14 protein-coding genes are annotated in these 14,660 nt (G+C 61.2%); 12 read left to right on the top strand and 2 right to left on the bottom strand.

What is annotated here, in order from left to right; all coding sequences use genetic code 11:
- Window positions 1–12: 12 nt before the first annotated feature.
- Window positions 13–3,252 (bottom strand): ribonuclease E, encoded by a 3,240-nt coding sequence (gene rne / locus J3P77_RS15820; protein ID WP_434677534.1) that lies wholly within the window; start codon window positions 3,250–3,252, stop codon window positions 13–15.
- Window positions 3,253–3,965: 713 nt separating this feature from the next.
- Here rne and rluC point away from each other — a divergent pair.
- The 3 genes from rluC to sppA are packed head-to-tail and all read left to right on the top strand — an operon-like array spanning window position 3,966 to window position 6,603.
- Window positions 3,966–4,922: a 23S rRNA pseudouridine(955/2504/2580) synthase RluC gene (gene rluC, locus J3P77_RS15815; protein WP_434677533.1), complete on the top strand. Its 957-nt coding sequence runs from the start codon at window positions 3,966–3,968 to the stop codon at window positions 4,920–4,922.
- Complete coding sequence (locus J3P77_RS15810; protein WP_434677532.1) at window positions 4,912–5,574, top strand: HAD-IA family hydrolase; 663 nt, start codon at window positions 4,912–4,914, stop codon at window positions 5,572–5,574. Before rluC ends, J3P77_RS15810 begins: the two co-directional genes overlap by 11 nt.
- Window positions 5,575–5,598: 24 nt before the next feature.
- Window positions 5,599–6,603 (top strand): signal peptide peptidase SppA, encoded by a 1,005-nt coding sequence (sppA, locus tag J3P77_RS15805; protein ID WP_434677531.1) that lies wholly within the window; start codon window positions 5,599–5,601, stop codon window positions 6,601–6,603.
- Window positions 6,604–6,665: 62 nt separating this feature from the next.
- On the opposite strand, the gene J3P77_RS15800 is transcribed toward sppA, so the two are convergent.
- Complete coding sequence (locus J3P77_RS15800) at window positions 6,666–7,244, bottom strand: Maf family protein (RefSeq protein ID WP_434677530.1); 579 nt, start codon at window positions 7,242–7,244, stop codon at window positions 6,666–6,668.
- Between the two features lie 106 nt (window positions 7,245–7,350).
- On the opposite strand from J3P77_RS15800, the gene J3P77_RS15795 reads away from it, so the two are divergent.
- The 9 genes from J3P77_RS15795 to mltG all read left to right on the top strand — a co-directional run bounded on the left by J3P77_RS15795 (window position 7,351) and on the right by mltG (window position 14,659).
- Complete coding sequence (locus J3P77_RS15795) at window positions 7,351–7,878, top strand: YceD family protein (RefSeq protein WP_434677529.1); 528 nt, start codon at window positions 7,351–7,353, stop codon at window positions 7,876–7,878.
- A gap of 13 nt (window positions 7,879–7,891) precedes the next feature.
- On the top strand, window positions 7,892–8,074 hold the full coding sequence (gene rpmF / locus J3P77_RS15790) for a 50S ribosomal protein L32 (protein ID WP_003179396.1): 183 nt from the start codon (window positions 7,892–7,894) through the stop codon (window positions 8,072–8,074).
- Between the two features lie 4 nt (window positions 8,075–8,078).
- Window positions 8,079–9,125 (top strand): phosphate acyltransferase PlsX, encoded by a 1,047-nt coding sequence (plsX, locus tag J3P77_RS15785; protein WP_434677528.1) that lies wholly within the window; start codon window positions 8,079–8,081, stop codon window positions 9,123–9,125.
- A gap of 106 nt (window positions 9,126–9,231) precedes the next feature.
- Complete coding sequence (fabD, locus tag J3P77_RS15780) at window positions 9,232–10,170, top strand: ACP S-malonyltransferase (protein WP_434677527.1); 939 nt, start codon at window positions 9,232–9,234, stop codon at window positions 10,168–10,170.
- 15 nt (window positions 10,171–10,185) lie between these two features.
- Window positions 10,186–10,929 carry a 3-oxoacyl-ACP reductase FabG gene (gene fabG / locus J3P77_RS15775; protein ID WP_434677526.1) on the top strand — a complete coding sequence of 248 codons (744 nt, stop codon included), beginning with the start codon at window positions 10,186–10,188 and terminating at the stop codon, window positions 10,927–10,929.
- A gap of 192 nt (window positions 10,930–11,121) precedes the next feature.
- Complete coding sequence (gene acpP, locus J3P77_RS15770) at window positions 11,122–11,358, top strand: acyl carrier protein (RefSeq protein ID WP_434677525.1); 237 nt, start codon at window positions 11,122–11,124, stop codon at window positions 11,356–11,358.
- Window positions 11,359–11,468: 110 nt separating this feature from the next.
- Window positions 11,469–12,713, top strand: a complete 1,245-nt coding sequence (fabF, locus tag J3P77_RS15765; protein WP_434677524.1) for a beta-ketoacyl-ACP synthase II — start codon at window positions 11,469–11,471, stop codon at window positions 12,711–12,713.
- Window positions 12,713–13,528: an aminodeoxychorismate lyase gene (gene pabC / locus J3P77_RS15760; protein ID WP_434677523.1), complete on the top strand. Its 816-nt coding sequence runs from the start codon at window positions 12,713–12,715 to the stop codon at window positions 13,526–13,528. Before fabF ends, pabC begins: the two co-directional genes overlap by 1 nt.
- Window positions 13,529–13,531: 3 nt before the next feature.
- Complete coding sequence (gene mltG / locus J3P77_RS15755; RefSeq protein WP_434677522.1) at window positions 13,532–14,659, top strand: endolytic transglycosylase MltG; 1,128 nt, start codon at window positions 13,532–13,534, stop codon at window positions 14,657–14,659.
- The last annotated feature ends 1 nt before the right edge of the window (window position 14,660 follow it).

Below are 14,660 nucleotides of genomic sequence, written 5' to 3'. Positions count from 1 at the left end.
CATGCCTGGGGATCAGACGAGAGGTTTGGTCTCGGTCTCTTCCTCAGCCTGAGGCTGCGCGACTGCTTCAGGTTCGGCGCTGGCCTGGGCTTCCGCCAGACGGCGAGCTTCTTCTTCACGCTTGCGACGACGCACTTCACGAGGATCGTTCGGTGCGCGACCGCTGCTGCTGACCGGCAGGGCAGGGGCTTCAACCGGAACCGGTTCGGCTTCAGCCTTCACGGCCGGTGCCTCTACCGCAGCCGGTGCGACGTACGGCGCAGGCGCTTCGTCCACGATCTGCGGCTGGGAAGCCGGAACAGGCAATTCGGCGGATTCGGTGGCTGGCACCTCTTCTGCCTTGGCCTCTTCAACCTTGACCGCCTGAACCTCGGTTTCTTCATCCTTGGCTTCCTCAACCTTGGCTTCAACCTCGGCCTCGACCGGTGCCTGCGGTGCAGGTGTCGGAGTGAAAGGCACAACGCGCTCGGCGTGTGGTGCTTCCGACAGTTCGGCCGGGGCAGCCAGTGCCGGTGCTTCGACCTTGGACGACTCGACTTCGATTTCCGGCAGAGCTTCGGCTTGCGGCGCGATGTCGGCAACCGGTGCTTCTACGGCAGGCGCTTCAACCGACGGTGCTTCAGCTTCAGGTGCTGCGGCTTCAGATGCCTCGGCTTTCGGAGTTTCAAAAGCCGGCGCTTCAACCACGGGTGTTTCCACGGCCGCAGCTTCTACGATCTCGACTTCCTTCACTTCCCCAACCTTGGCTGGCTCTTCGGCTGCAACCGGGGCGTCGACGGCATTAGTGGCACGTTCGGCCTGCTGATGAGCATCGGCTTCGGCCTGGGCGCTGATCACGCCACCGGCCACGGCTGCGGTCACTGCCAGACCTGCGGCCAGATCGGCGCCATTCTGGCCTTCTTCGCTGCCGGTCTCTTCGGAGCCTTCGATCACATTGCCGTTCGCATCGCGCTGGCGCTCACGACGGTTGCTGCGACGACGCTGACCACGGGAGCGACGGCGAGGGCGGTCGCCTTCGTTACCTTCCTGGTTGTCGTCGTGTGCCTGCTCGTCATTGAGCAGCACTTCGTCTTCGCTTTCCGCTGGCGCAGCAGCTTGTTCAACGCGTGGTTGACGCTCTTCGCGCGGCGCTCGTGGCTGACGCTCTTCACGCGGTGCGCGCTCCGGACGCTCTTCACGCGCCTCGGTTACGGCTGGCACGGCGTCCAGTGGTTCGCGCAGTTCGCGGACCGGGCGATCTTCACGACCCTTGCGATCACGCGGGGTGCGGGCCGGGCGTTCTTCGCGCGGTGCGCGCTCTTCACGTGGCGCACGCTCTTCGCGTGGAGCGCGTTCTTCACGAGGTGCACGCTCTTCACGCGGCGCGCGTTCCTCACGCGGAGCACGTTCGGCACGTTCTTCACGTGGCTTGCGCTCTTCGTCACGACGGTTGTTGCGGCCACGGCTCTGTTGACGGCCGTTGCGACGCTCTTCGTTGCGGGCAGGGCGCTCGGCGGCCGGCTTTTCGACGACAACCGGAGCGGCCGGCTCTTCCTTGGAGGCGAACAGGCTGACCAGAGATTTGACCAGACCCTTGAACAGGCTTGGCTCATGGGGAGCTGGCGCTGGAGCAACCGGTTCTGCGGCTGCGGCCGGAATCGGAGCGTTGGCGCGTGGCGGTGCAGTCTTGACCGCGGCTTCCTGACGAACCAGGGTGCGGGTCGCGGCGGCCTGAGGCGCCATTTCTTCCACTTCGGCGGCGGCCGCGGCAATTTCGTAGCTGGTCTGGGCGTTGTTGGCCTCAGGGCTGTCGTCACGCAGACGCTGCACTTCGAAGTGCGGTGTTTCGAGATGATCGTTCGGCAGGATCACGATGCGCGCGCGAGTACGCAGTTCGATCTTGGTGATCGAGTTGCGCTTTTCGTTGAGCAGGAATGCGGCAACCGGGATCGGCACCTGGGCGCGCACTTCGGCGGTGCGGTCTTTCAGGGCTTCTTCTTCGATCAGGCGCAGAATGGCCAGCGACAGCGATTCGACGTCACGGATGATGCCGGTGCCGTTGCAGCGCGGGCAGACGATGCCGCTGCTTTCGCCCAGCGACGGACGCAGACGCTGACGGGACATTTCCAGCAGGCCGAAACGCGAGATGCGACCCACTTGAACGCGGGCGCGGTCGGCTTCGAGGCTTTCGCGGACCTTTTCTTCCACGGCGCGCTGGTTCTTGGCCGGCGTCATGTCGATGAAGTCGATGACGATCAGGCCGCCGATGTCGCGCAGACGCAATTGACGGGCGATTTCCTCAGCCGCTTCAAGGTTGGTCTGCAGTGCGGTTTCTTCGATGTCGCTGCCCTTGGTGGCGCGCGCCGAGTTGATGTCGATGGACACCAGAGCTTCGGTCGGATCGATGACGATGGAGCCGCCGGAAGGCAGTTCGACCACGCGCTGGAAAGCGGTTTCGATCTGGCTTTCGATCTGGAAACGGTTGAACAGCGGAACGCTGTCTTCGTAGAGCTTGATCTTGCTGGCGTACTGCGGCATCACCTGGCGGATGAAGGTCAGGGCTTCTTCCTGGGCTTCGACGCTGTCGATCAGCACTTCGCCGATGTCCTGGCGCAGGTAGTCGCGGATCGCGCGGATGATGACGTTGCTTTCCTGGTAGATCAGGAACGGAGCCGAACGATCGAGGGAAGCTTCCTTGATGGCGGTCCAGAGTTGCAGCAGGTAGTCGAGGTCCCACTGCATTTCTTCGCTGCTGCGGCCAAGGCCGGCGGTGCGAACGATCAGGCCCATGTCGGCGGGAGCGATCAGGCCGTTGAGGGCTTCGCGCAGTTCATTGCGCTCTTCGCCTTCGATGCGGCGCGAGATGCCGCCGGCGCGTGGGTTGTTGGGCATCAGGACCAGATAGCGGCCCGCCAGGCTGATGAAAGTGGTCAGGGCCGCGCCCTTGTTGCCGCGTTCTTCTTTTTCGACCTGAACGATGACTTCCTGGCCTTCGCTCAGGACGTCCTTGATGTTGACGCGACCTTCGGGAGCCTTCTTGAAGTATTCGCGGGAGATTTCCTTGAGGGGCAGGAAGCCGTGGCGCTCGGAGCCGAAATCGACAAAGGCAGCCTCAAGGCTTGGTTCGATGCGAGTGATACGGCCTTTATAGATGTTGGCCTTCTTCTGCTCGCGTGCTCCGGACTCGATGTCCAGATCGTAAAGGCGCTGGCCGTCTACCAGAGCAACACGCAACTCTTCGGGTTGAGTTGCGTTAATCAGCATTCTTTTCATGTAGTACCGTCGGTTTCCGGGCTGCCGGAAACGGCGTTCGGCACACACGACTTCTCACGGTCGGTGTCAGGGCGCGTCAGGAGTGCCTGGGCACTCCAGTGTCTAGCGAGATTCTCGACCAGAGGGGTCGGAGAGTCGCGACGACGTTTCCTGCTTGCTGTGGTGACATAAGACACCCTGTCAGCAAAAGCTTTGTCAGGAGGAGGAATCGACCATCGGTAGCGGACGAGATGAAGCGTCTAGAACCAGCCTTGTGCTACACAGTCCGATGGTTGTGCGTCTCCACCCTACACGTATCCCTGATAATTCGGGTGCTGCCGCGCGCAGAATCCGCAGCGGGTTGGCATTTACCGCGATCTTCGATGGGAAGTTCGCGCATCATGGCTTGAGGCGTTGTTCCCGAAACATTCGCTCGTAGCGTCCGGAAGCGACTGCACTTTGTGAACTGGCCATGGGTAGTGCGCAGAAGGCGAGTGACTCACTCTGCGATCTGGCGGGTTTCCGGCCTCATGTCACCTGCGCTCGTTACGTTTCCAGCGTGCTCCGTTGTCACCGAAAGCCTCGTAGGACGGCCTCCCGTCCTTGTGAATTGCGTTGGTCAGGGCCGGTTGTCAACCGTTTGTCCGCTGTCCGGCCGCTTTTGGCGGCGTTCGCGACTATAGCAGCAATCATTAAGTGCTTCAAATCCATAAAAAATTGTTATGATTCGCCGCATGACGAATATTGCCCCCCCAACCCCCGGCGTCCAGCTGGTAGAGGTTGCGCCGGAACTTGCCGGTCAACGCATCGATAATTTTCTGATCACCTACCTCAAGGGTGTGCCCAAGACTCTGGTCTACCGCATCCTGCGTAAAGGCGAAGTGCGCGTGAACAAAGGCCGAATCAAGCCCGAGTACAAGCTGCAGGCGGGCGACATCGTGCGCATCCCGCCAGTGCGCGTGCCTGAGCGCGACGAGCCGGTGCCGGTGGCGCAAGGTCTTTTGCAGCGTCTCGAAGCGGCGATTGTCTACGAGGACAAGGCGCTGATCGTGCTCAACAAGCCTGCCGGCATCGCGGTGCACGGCGGCAGCGGCCTGAGCTTCGGTGTGATCGAGGCGTTTCGCCAGTTGCGTCCGGATGCCAAGGAGCTGGAGCTGGTCCATCGCCTGGACCGCGACACTTCCGGCCTGCTGATGATCGCCAAGAAGCGCAGCATGTTGCGGCATCTGCACGAAGCCCTGCGCGGCGACGGTGTGGACAAGCGCTACATGGCGCTGGTGCGCGGCCACTGGGCGACCGCCCAGAAGCAGGTGCGCGCGCCGCTGCTCAAGAGCAATCTGCGTTCCGGCGAGCGCATGGTCGAAGTCAACGACGAAGGCAAGGAAGCGCTGACCATCTTCAAGGTGCTGCGCCGCTTCGGTGATTTCGCGACCATGGTCGAGGCCAAGCCTGTCACCGGCCGTACCCACCAGATTCGTGTTCATACCCTGCATGCCGGGCATGCGATTGCCGGCGATACCAAATACGGTGATGAGGATTTCAGTCGCGAGATTCGCGACCTGGGCGGCAAGCGCCTGTTCCTGCACGCTTACATGCTGACCGTGCCGCTGCCTGATGGCGGCAAGCTGGAACTTCAGGCGCCTGTCGATGAGATGTGGGCAAAGACCGTGGAGCGTTTGAGTGCGCCGTGAATATGATCTGCTGATTTTCGATTGGGACGGCACCCTTGCCGATTCCATCGGTCGTATCGTCGAAGCCATGCGCATGGCGGCGATTCAGAGTGAAATGGAAGTCCGCGATGATCAGGCGATCAAGGGCATCATCGGCCTTGGCCTTCCCGAAGCGATCCGCACGCTCTATCCGCGGATCAGTGCCAACGACCTGATCGACTTTCGTCAGCGCTACGCCGACTGCTACATGGCGATGGATAACGTGCCATCGCGGCTGTTTGATGGCGTGCTGGAATCCATGCAGGCGTTCCGGGACGAGGGTTATCGTCTCGCTGTCGCCACTGGCAAGGCGCGGCGTGGGCTGGACCGGGTTCTGAAAGCCAACAACTGGCTGGACTGGTTCGACATCACGCGTGCCGCCGACGAGACGGCGAGCAAGCCGGACCCGCTGATGCTTCACGAGATCATGGCGCATTGCCATGTACCCCCGCAGCGCTCGCTGATGATCGGTGATTCATCGTTCGACCTGCTGATGGCGCGCAATGCGGGCATGGATTCGGTGGCGGTCGGCTACGGAGCGCAGTCGCTGGATTCGCTGCGCAGTTACGAGCCGCGCCTGGCTATTGAAGAGTTTTCCGAGTTGCGCGCCTGGCTGGGCGAGCGCCGTATCTAGTTTTCTGGTTGGAGTGACCGAACTATGTCTGACGAATGGAAGGCGCCGACTTCGCCGCGAGCGGACGAGGCAGGCGATGGCAGGGAAGATGCCAAGAGCTGGAAGCTGCTGGAAAAAACCCTGCTGGCCGGTATTCAGGAGCAGCGTCGTTCGCGCCGCTGGGGCATCTTCTTCAAGTTTCTGACCTTTGCCTATCTGTTTGCGGCGCTGTTGTTGTTCACGCCATTGATGGATTTCGAAAAGGGTACATCGACCTCCGGCAGCCACACCGCGCTGATCGAGATCGAAGGCATGATCGCCGACAAGGAAGCCGCCAGCGCCGATAACATCGTCACCAGCCTGCGCAAGGCGTTCGAGGACTCCAGCACCAAGGGCGTGATTCTGCGGATCAACAGCCCGGGCGGCAGTCCGGTGCAGTCCGGCTACGTGTATGACGAGATCCGTCGACTGCGCGCTGAAAAGCCCGGCGTCAAGGTCTATGCGGTCATCACCGATCTGGGGGCGTCGGGTGCTTACTACATCGCCAGCGCTGCCGATCAGATCTACGCCGACAAGGCCAGTCTGGTGGGTTCCATCGGTGTAACGGCTACCGGTTTCGGTTTTGTCGGAGCCATGGAAAAGCTGGGGGTGGACCGCCGGACCTATACGTCGGGTGAGCACAAGGCATTCCTTGATCCGTTCCAGCCGCAAAAAGCGGATGAAACGCAGTTCTGGCAAGGCGTGCTGGACACCACCCACCGCCAGTTCATCGCCAGCGTCAAGCAGGGGCGTGGGGATCGTCTGAAGGACAAGGATCACCCCGAGCTGTTCTCGGGGCTGGTCTGGACCGGCGAGCAGGCTGTGGGTCTGGGCTTGGTAGATGGTCTGGGCAGCGCCAGTCATGTGGCGCGTGAAGTGATCGGCGAAAAGAATATCGTCGACTACACCGTTCAGGAGTCGCCATTCGACCGTTTCTCCAAGAAGCTGGGTGCCAGCGTTGCCGAGCGTATCGCGATGTGGGCCGGCTTTACCGGACCGACATTGCGCTGAGCTTCTGGCGTGACACTAAAAACCCGGCCATTGGTCGGGTTTTTAATGGGTGCTGTGAGTCGTCAGGGCGTGCGCACGCCTTCCTTTATTAGCATGTCGACAAGGCGGATCAGCGGCAGGCCTATCAGACTGGTCGCGTCCTCGCCCTCGGTGCGGCGAAACAGGCTTACGCCCAGGCCTTCGGCCTTGAAGCTGCCAGCGCAGTCGAAGGGTTGTTCGGCGTGCAGATAGCGTTCTATGCTCTGCTTGTCCAGGTCGCGCATATGGACAGTGAACGGCACGCAATCCACCTGGCAACTGCCCGTGCTGCTGTTGAGCAGCGCCAGTCCCGTCAGGAACGTCACGCTGTTGCCGCTGGCCGCGGATAGTTGCTCAAGAGCGCGCTCGAACGTGTGGGGTTTGCCCAGGATTTTTCCGTCGAGTACCGCCACCTGATCGGAGCCTATGATCAGATGGTCTGGATGAGCACCGGCCAGCGCCTGCGCTTTCTCGCGTGCCAGGCGCTGCACCAGATCAATGGCGGACTCCCCGCAGCGGTGGCTTTCGTCGATATCCGGCGACTGGCAGGTGAAGGGCAGGCGCAGGCGGGCGAGCAGTTCGCGACGGTAAGGTGAGCTGGAAGCGAGGAGCAAGGAAGGCATGCGGTTCTCCGTAGGCTGAGCGCCGATTCTAATCAGTGGTTGGAATAGCGAACAGGCCTGAATTTCCTTTGACATGCCAAGGGGGCATCCCTAGAATGCTGCGCCTATGTTGAATGACCCGATTCCACCTCACGTTGACCCGCGCAAATTGGCTGATCGCGGCACTACCCTTGAAGGCGAAGTGCTGCTGGCCGATTTGGAGAGACTCTGCGACCCGCTTGCCGACAATGTCGGTACGGTGCAGGCGAAATTCGTATTTGAGCGTGACGAACGCCGTTCTGTGATCATCCACAGTTCGATAGACGTCCCGGTCAAGATGGTTTGCCAGCGTTGTCTTGAGCTGGTCACCCTGCCGATCCACAGCGAATGTACTTACGCGGTGGTGAAGGAGGGTGCGAATACCCAGTCGTTACCGAAAGGTTATGACGTGCTGGAACTGGGCGAAGATCCTTTGGATCTGCTGGCATTGATCGAGGAAGAGCTTCTGCTCGCCTTGCCGATTGTGCCTGCTCATCATCCGGAAGAATGCCAGCAACCGGCGGGTCTCGATGAGCCCGAACCGAGCGTGGACGAGGTAACGCGGTCCAACCCGTTCAGTGTATTGGCGCAGTTAAAGCGTGACCCAAACGTTTAGGAGTTAATCAATTATGGCTGTTCAGCAGAACAAAAAATCCCGCTCTGCCCGTGACATGCGTCGTTCGCACGACGCGCTTGAGGCTAGCACTCTGTCGGTAGAAAAGACCACTGGTGAAGTTCACCTGCGTCACCACGTATCGCCAGAAGGCGTATACCGTGGTCGTAAAGTGATCGATAAGGGCGCTGACGAGTAATTTCTTGTCCGCTCCGATCATTGCGATCGACGCAATGGGCGGGGACTTCGGTCCCCGCAACATTGTTCAGGCCAGTATCGCGTGCCTGACCGCTACACCCTCGTTGCACCTGGTCCTTGTCGGCCAAACCTCCCTTATTGAAGATCAGATTGCCCTCCATCATGCACGCCATCCGGCGCGTGATCGTGGCCTGGATCGCTCACGCCTGCGTGTTGTGCAAGCCAGCGAAGTCATCACCATGGACGAGCGTCCGTCTCAGGCCTTGCGTGGCAAGCCTGATTCGTCGATGCGTCTCGCGTTGCAACTGGTGGCTGACGGTCAGGCTCAGGCGTGCGTAAGCGCCGGCAATACCGGAGCGCTGATGGCGCTATCGCGGTTTATGCTCAAGACGCTTCCTGGTATCGACCGGCCGGCGATGGTCGCCGCCATTCCCACGCGCAGCGGCTATTGTCAGTTGCTGGATCTGGGGGCGAACGTCGATTGCAGTGCCGAGGCGCTGTACCAGTTCGCGGTCATGGGGTCGGTGGCAGCCGAAACGCTGGGTGTCAGCAAACCACGGGTCGCTCTGCTCAATGTCGGCACCGAAGACATCAAGGGTAATCAGCAGGTCAAGCAGGCCGCGGCCTTGTTGCAGCAAGCCAATGGTCTCAATTACATCGGCTTCATCGAGGGCGACGGGGTGTATCGCGGAGAGGCCGACGTAGTGGTCTGCGACGGTTTTGTGGGTAATGTGCTGCTCAAATCCAGTGAAGGCCTTGCGACCATGATCGCGGCCCGAATGGAGGCGCTGTTCAGGCGCAACCTGCTGACACGTGCCGCCGGCGTGCTGGCAAGGCCGGTGCTAAAGCGCCTGCAGTCCGATATGGCGCCGGCACGGCATAACGGCGCAAGCCTGCTCGGGCTTCAGGGTATCGTGGTAAAGAGCCATGGTTCCGCCGGCGTTCAGGCATTTCAGAGTGCGATCCGGCGCGCCGTGATCGAGACTCGTGAAAACCTGCCGCAGCGCTTGCATGGCCAGCTGGAGGCCATGTTGCGTGACGACCAGCGCTGAAGATGTGACGCAACGGACTGCCCGGTCATCCAACCGGGCAGTCGTGTAATTTTGATTCCTGCGTTCGGCCTTTTTCCGACGCGACAACAATTCAGGGGCTTGATAAATGTCTGCATCCCTCGCATTCGTCTTTCCGGGTCAAGGATCGCAATCGCTCGGCATGCTCGCCGAGCAAGGCGCGCAGCATCCTTTGATTCTCGATACATTCGAGCAAGCGTCCGACGCGCTGGGCTATGACCTGTGGGCGTTGACCCAGCAAGGCCCCGCCGAGCTGCTCAACCAGACTGACAAGACCCAGCCTGCGATCCTGACCGCATCGATCGCGCTGTGGCATGTGTGGCTGGCCGAAGGCGGTGCGGTTCCCGCGTTCGTTGCCGGTCATAGCCTGGGTGAATACAGTGCGCTGGTCGCCGCTCAGAGTCTGAGCCTGGCGGACGCGGTCAAGCTGGTGGAACGTCGCGGCCAGTTGATGCAGGAAGCGGTGCCGGCCGGTCAGGGCGGCATGGCGGCCATTCTTGGTCTCGACGATGCCGACGTGATCGCGGCCTGTGCCGAAGCGGCGCAGGGCGAAGTCGTCAGTGCGGTGAATTTCAACTCGCCGGGTCAGGTCGTCATCGCCGGTTCGGCACAGGCCGTGCAGCGCGCCATGGAGCTGTGCAAGGCCCGTGGCGCCAAGCGGGCGCTGCCGTTGCCGGTCAGCGTGCCTTCGCACTGCGAGCTGATGCGTCCCGCAGCCGAGCGCTTTGCCGAGTCCATCGAGGCTATCGAGTGGCAGGCGCCGGAAATCGCGCTGGTGCAGAACGTCAGCGCATCAGCGGTCAGCGACCTGGCAACCCTCAAGCGTGATCTGCTGGAGCAGCTGTACAAGCCGGTTCGCTGGGTCGAATCCATCCAGTGCCTGGCCAGTCACGGCGCGACCCGGCTGGTGGAATGTGGTCCCGGCAAGGTTCTGGCGGGTCTGAACAAGCGTTGCGCCGAAGGCGTGACAACCTACAACCTGGACACCCCAGACGCCTTTGCCGCCGCGCGCGCGGCACTGGCCTGATTAGGAGAAGCCTGCATGAGCCTGCAAGGTAAAGTTGCACTGGTCACCGGCGCCAGCCGTGGCATCGGCCAAGCCATCGCCCTGGAGCTGGGTCGCAATGGTGCCGTGGTCGTCGGTACCGCCACATCCGAGTCCGGTGCCGAGCGTATCAGCGCGGCATTCAAGGAAGCCGGCATCGAAGGCTTCGGTCTGATGCTCGACGTCTGCAGCGCCGAATCGGTGGATTCGGTACTGAGCACTATTCAGGAGCGTGTCGGCGCGCCGTTGATTCTTGTCAATAACGCCGGTATCACCCGCGATAACCTGATGATGCGCATGAAAGACGACGAGTGGTATGACGTGGTCAATACCAATCTCAACAGCCTGTTCCGTCTGTCAAAAGGCGTCCTGCGCGGCATGACCAAGGCCCGCTGGGGCCGGATTATCAGCATTGGCTCGGTTGTCGGTGCAATGGGCAATGCCGGTCAAGTAAACTATGCTTCCGCGAAGGCGGGGCTGGAAGGCTTCAGTCGTGCCCTCGCTCGTGAAGTGGGTTCGCGTGCAGTAACCGTAAACGCCGTGGCTCCAGGCTTCATCGACACTGACATGACGCGTGAGCTGCCCGAGGCTCAACGTGATGCGCTGCTGACCCAGATCCCGTTGGGTCGTCTTGGGCAGGCTCAGGAAATCGCGCACGCAGTCGCTTTTCTTGCGTCCGAAGGCGCAGGGTACGTGACAGGGGCTACAATCCCGGTCAACGGCGGCATGTACATGAGCTGATGTGACCCGTGACATCGTAAAAATGTCATACCAGCTGTCTAAAAATCCGTTATAAAGCTGCAATCTATCAACGGGCGGCGGACCGGTTGGGTACAAGGGGAGAGCGTTTAGCTTGAAATTCGCAAAACCTCTTCTATACACTTACCCACCGGCCAGATGCCTGAATATTTCCACTAGGAGTTAAAACTAGGTATGAGCACCATCGAAGAGCGCGTCAAGAAAATCGTTGCTGAGCAACTTGGCGTCAAGGAAGAAGAAGTCACCAACACAGCTTCTTTCGTTGAAGACCTGGGCGCTGACTCCCTGGACACCGTTGAGCTGGTTATGGCTCTGGAAGAGGAATTCGAGACCGAAATCCCTGACGAAGAAGCGGAAAAGATCACCACCGTTCAGCTGGCTATCGATTACGTTACCAGCCATCAGGCGTAATGCTCTGTAGTTGCTGCTAGCTGTCATGGGAAAACCGCACTGCCTGCCGGCGTGCGGTTTTTTCTTTAAAACGATGTGATGATTCGTAAACAAGAGAGAAGGAGAGTCCTGTGTCGCGTAGACGCGTCGTGGTCACCGGGATGGGCATGCTTTCGCCACTGGGCAATGATGTGCCCAGCAGTTGGCAAGGCATTCTGGAAAGCCGCAGTGGCATTGGCCTTATCGAGCACACGGACCTTTCAGCCTACACCACCCGCTTCGGCGGCTCGGTCAAGGGCTTCAATGTCGAGGAGTACCTCGCGCCCAAGGAAGCTCGTCGGCTCGATCTCTTCATTCAATACGGTCTGGCAGCCAGCTTCCAGGCAGTACGTAACGCCGGTCTTGAAGTGACCGACGCAAACCGCGACCGCGTTGGCGTAGCCATGGGTTCGGGTATCGGCGGCCTTACCAATATCGAAAACAGCAGTCGTCTGCTGCATGAACAGGGTCCTGGGCGTATTTCGCCGTTCTTCGTACCCGGTTCGATCATCAATATGATTTCCGGCTTTCTGTCCATCCATCTGGGTGCACAGGGGCCTAACTACGCCATCGCCACGGCCTGCACCACGGCCACGCACTGCATCGGCATGGCGGCACGCAACATCGCTTATGACGAAGCCGACGTGATGATCGCCGGCGGCGCTGAGATGGCGGCCTGCGGTCTGGGGCTCGGCGGTTTTGGCGCGGCACGCGCGCTGTCGACCCGCAACGACGACCCGACGCGCGCCAGCCGCCCGTGGGACAAGGGCCGCGACGGCTTCGTGTTGTCCGACGGAGCCGGCGCCATGGTTCTGGAAGAGCTGGAGCACGCCAAGGCACGCGGCGCGACCATCTATGCGGAACTGGTCGGTTTCGGCATGAGCGGCGACGCCTTTCACATGACTTCGCCACCGGACGACGGTGCCGGTGCCGCGCGCTGCATCGCCAACGCGCTGCGTGACGCCAAAGTGAATGCCGAGCAGGTCCAGTACATCAACGCGCATGGCACATCGACCATGGCCGGCGACCTCGCCGAGGCTTCGGCGATCAAGTCAGTGTTCGGTGATCACGCCTATAAACTGGCGGTCAGCTCCACCAAGTCGATGACCGGCCACCTGCTGGGTGCGGCGGGCGCGGTGGAAGCGATCTTCAGTGTGCTGGCGATTCTCGATCAGGTCGCGCCGCCGACCATCAACCTCGATGAGCCGAGCGAAGGCTGCGACCTGGATTTCGTCCCCCACGAGGCGCGTCAGACGCCGATCGATGTCGTCATCTCGAACTCCTTCGGGTTTGGCGGTACCAACGGCTCGCTGGTGTTCCGTCGGTTCGCCGAGTGATGTCGAGCTGGGTTGATGGCCGCCCCGCCGATACCCTGCCGCTCAAGGATCGGGGGCTGGCCTACGGCGATGGTGTATTTGAAACCGTTGCCGTGAAAGCCGGGGTGCCGGTGTTGTTCGACCGGCACCTGCAACGTCTCGAAGGTTCGTGCCGGCGTCTGGCAATCCCGCTGGATGCGGCGCTGGTCCGCCTGGAAATGACCGACTTCGCCAGCCAGCTCGGTGACGGGGTCATGAAACTGCTCGTTACCCGCGGCGACAGCCAGCGCGGCTATGCCCCGGCTCCGGATACGCGATCGCGACGCATCCTGCAGGGCGGGCCGCTGCCGTCGTATCCCGTTTCCCATGCCGAGCAGGGTGTGCATCTTTTTCCCTGCCAGACACGACTCGCCGAGCAGCCGCTGTTGGCCGGGCTAAAGCATCTGAATCGTCTGGAGCAGGTGCTGGCGCGCGCCGAATGGCAAGACAGCGAGCACGCTGAAGGTTTGATGCGCGATGTTTCCGGCCGAATCGTCGAAGGCGTGTTCAGCAATCTGTTTGTGGTTAGTGGCGAGCGTCTGCTCACCGCCGATCTGAGCCGCTGTGGCGTGGCCGGTGTGATGCGTGCCGAACTGCTGGAACAGGCCTCGGCCCTCGGAATCGCGGTCGAGATCCGCGACCTGCATCTGTCCGACCTGGAACAGGCGGACGAAGTCTTTCTCTGCAACAGCGTCTACGGCATCTGGCCGGTACGCGGGTTCGAGCGTCTGAACTGGCCGGTTGGCCCGCTCACCCGTAAACTGCAACGCATCGCCTGTGCACTTCTGGATACCTGATTCGTGATCCGAAAATTTTTGGTGTTGCTGGAAACCCTCGTGGTCCTGGCTGTTCTGCTGCTGGGCTTCGTGGTCTGGAAACAGCACTCGGCGCTGAACCAGTCGCTGAATGTCCCCCAGGAACAATTGCTTGATGTACCGGCGGGCTCGACGCCTTCCGGGGTGCTCAATCGTTTGCAGAATGACGGCGTGATCCGCGACGCGTTCTGGCTGCGCCTCTACTGGCGATTCAATCTGGCCGAACAGCCGTTGCACAGCGGTGAGTACCGCATGACGCCGGGCATGAGTGTCGAAACGTTGTTCGACGTCTGGAAACGCAAGGAAGTCGTGCAGTACAACCTGACGCTGGTCGAAGGCTGGAATTTCCGCCAGGTGCGTTCCGCGCTGGCTGCCCAGCCCAAGCTCGGCCAGACGCTGGCAGGCCTGACCGACAACGAACTGATGGCAAGGATCGGTCGCCCGGATGTTTTCCCCGAAGGTCGTTTCTTCCCGGACACCTATCGCTACGTGCGTGGCATGACGGACGCTGACGTGCTCAAGCAGGCGTTCAATCGCCTTGAGGATGTACTCGACGAAGAGTGGAATCAGCGGGCACGGGACGTGCCTTATGCAGACCCGTATCAGGCGCTGATCATGGCCTCGCTGGTGGAGAAGGAAACCGGCGTGCCGCACGAGCGCGGCCAGATCGCCGGCGTGTTCGTGCGCCGCCTGCAGTTGGGCATGTTGTTGCAGACCGATCCGACCGTGATCTACGGCATGGGCGAGCGTTACAACGGCAAGCTGACCCGCGCCAACCTCAAGGAGTCGACGCCTTACAACACTTACGTCATCGCCGGCCTGCCGCCGACGCCGATTTCATTGGTCGGACGCGAGGCGATTCATGCCGCGCTCAATCCGGTGGCGGGCAACAGCCTGTATTTTGTCGCCAAGGGCGATGGCAGCCATGTGTTTTCTGCTGATCTGGATGCCCACAACGCCGCCGTGCGCGAGTACCAGCTCAAGCGTCGCGCCGATTACCGCTCCAGTCCGGCGCCTGCGTCGGGCCCCCTGGTGCAACCAGATACTATTTCCCCGGAACCCGAATCCTCTGCAGCGCCGGATGCGCCGCAGACCGAATCGGGTTCGCAATGAC

Origin of the sequence: Pseudomonas sp. R1-18, assembly GCF_051132095.1 — a bacterium.
Lineage (GTDB): Bacteria > Pseudomonadota > Gammaproteobacteria > Pseudomonadales > Pseudomonadaceae > Aquipseudomonas.
Note: the sequence above shows the minus strand (reverse complement) of the source record. Positions and strands in the feature narration are given on the sequence as shown.

What these genes read in the sequence shown, in the direction of transcription:
- rluC (WP_434677533.1), top strand. Translation starts at nt 3,966, where the DNA reads ATGACGAATATTGCCCCCCCAACCCCCGGCGTCCAGCTGGTAGAGGTT.
- sppA (WP_434677531.1), top strand. Translation starts at nt 5,599, where the DNA reads ATGTCTGACGAATGGAAGGCGCCGACTTCGCCGCGAGCGGACGAGGCA.
- fabD (WP_434677527.1), top strand. Translation starts at nt 9,232, where the DNA reads ATGTCTGCATCCCTCGCATTCGTCTTTCCGGGTCAAGGATCGCAATCG.
- acpP (WP_434677525.1), top strand. Translation starts at nt 11,122, where the DNA reads ATGAGCACCATCGAAGAGCGCGTCAAGAAAATCGTTGCTGAGCAACTT.
- rpmF (WP_003179396.1), top strand. Translation starts at nt 7,892, where the DNA reads ATGGCTGTTCAGCAGAACAAAAAATCCCGCTCTGCCCGTGACATGCGT.
- pabC (WP_434677523.1), top strand. Translation starts at nt 12,713, where the DNA reads ATGTCGAGCTGGGTTGATGGCCGCCCCGCCGATACCCTGCCGCTCAAG.
- J3P77_RS15795 (WP_434677529.1), top strand. Translation starts at nt 7,351, where the DNA reads ATGTTGAATGACCCGATTCCACCTCACGTTGACCCGCGCAAATTGGCT.
- fabG (WP_434677526.1), top strand. Translation starts at nt 10,186, where the DNA reads ATGAGCCTGCAAGGTAAAGTTGCACTGGTCACCGGCGCCAGCCGTGGC.
- rne (WP_434677534.1), bottom strand. Translation starts at nt 3,252, where the DNA reads ATGAAAAGAATGCTGATTAACGCAACTCAACCCGAAGAGTTGCGTGTT.
- J3P77_RS15800 (WP_434677530.1), bottom strand. Translation starts at nt 7,244, where the DNA reads ATGCCTTCCTTGCTCCTCGCTTCCAGCTCACCTTACCGTCGCGAACTG.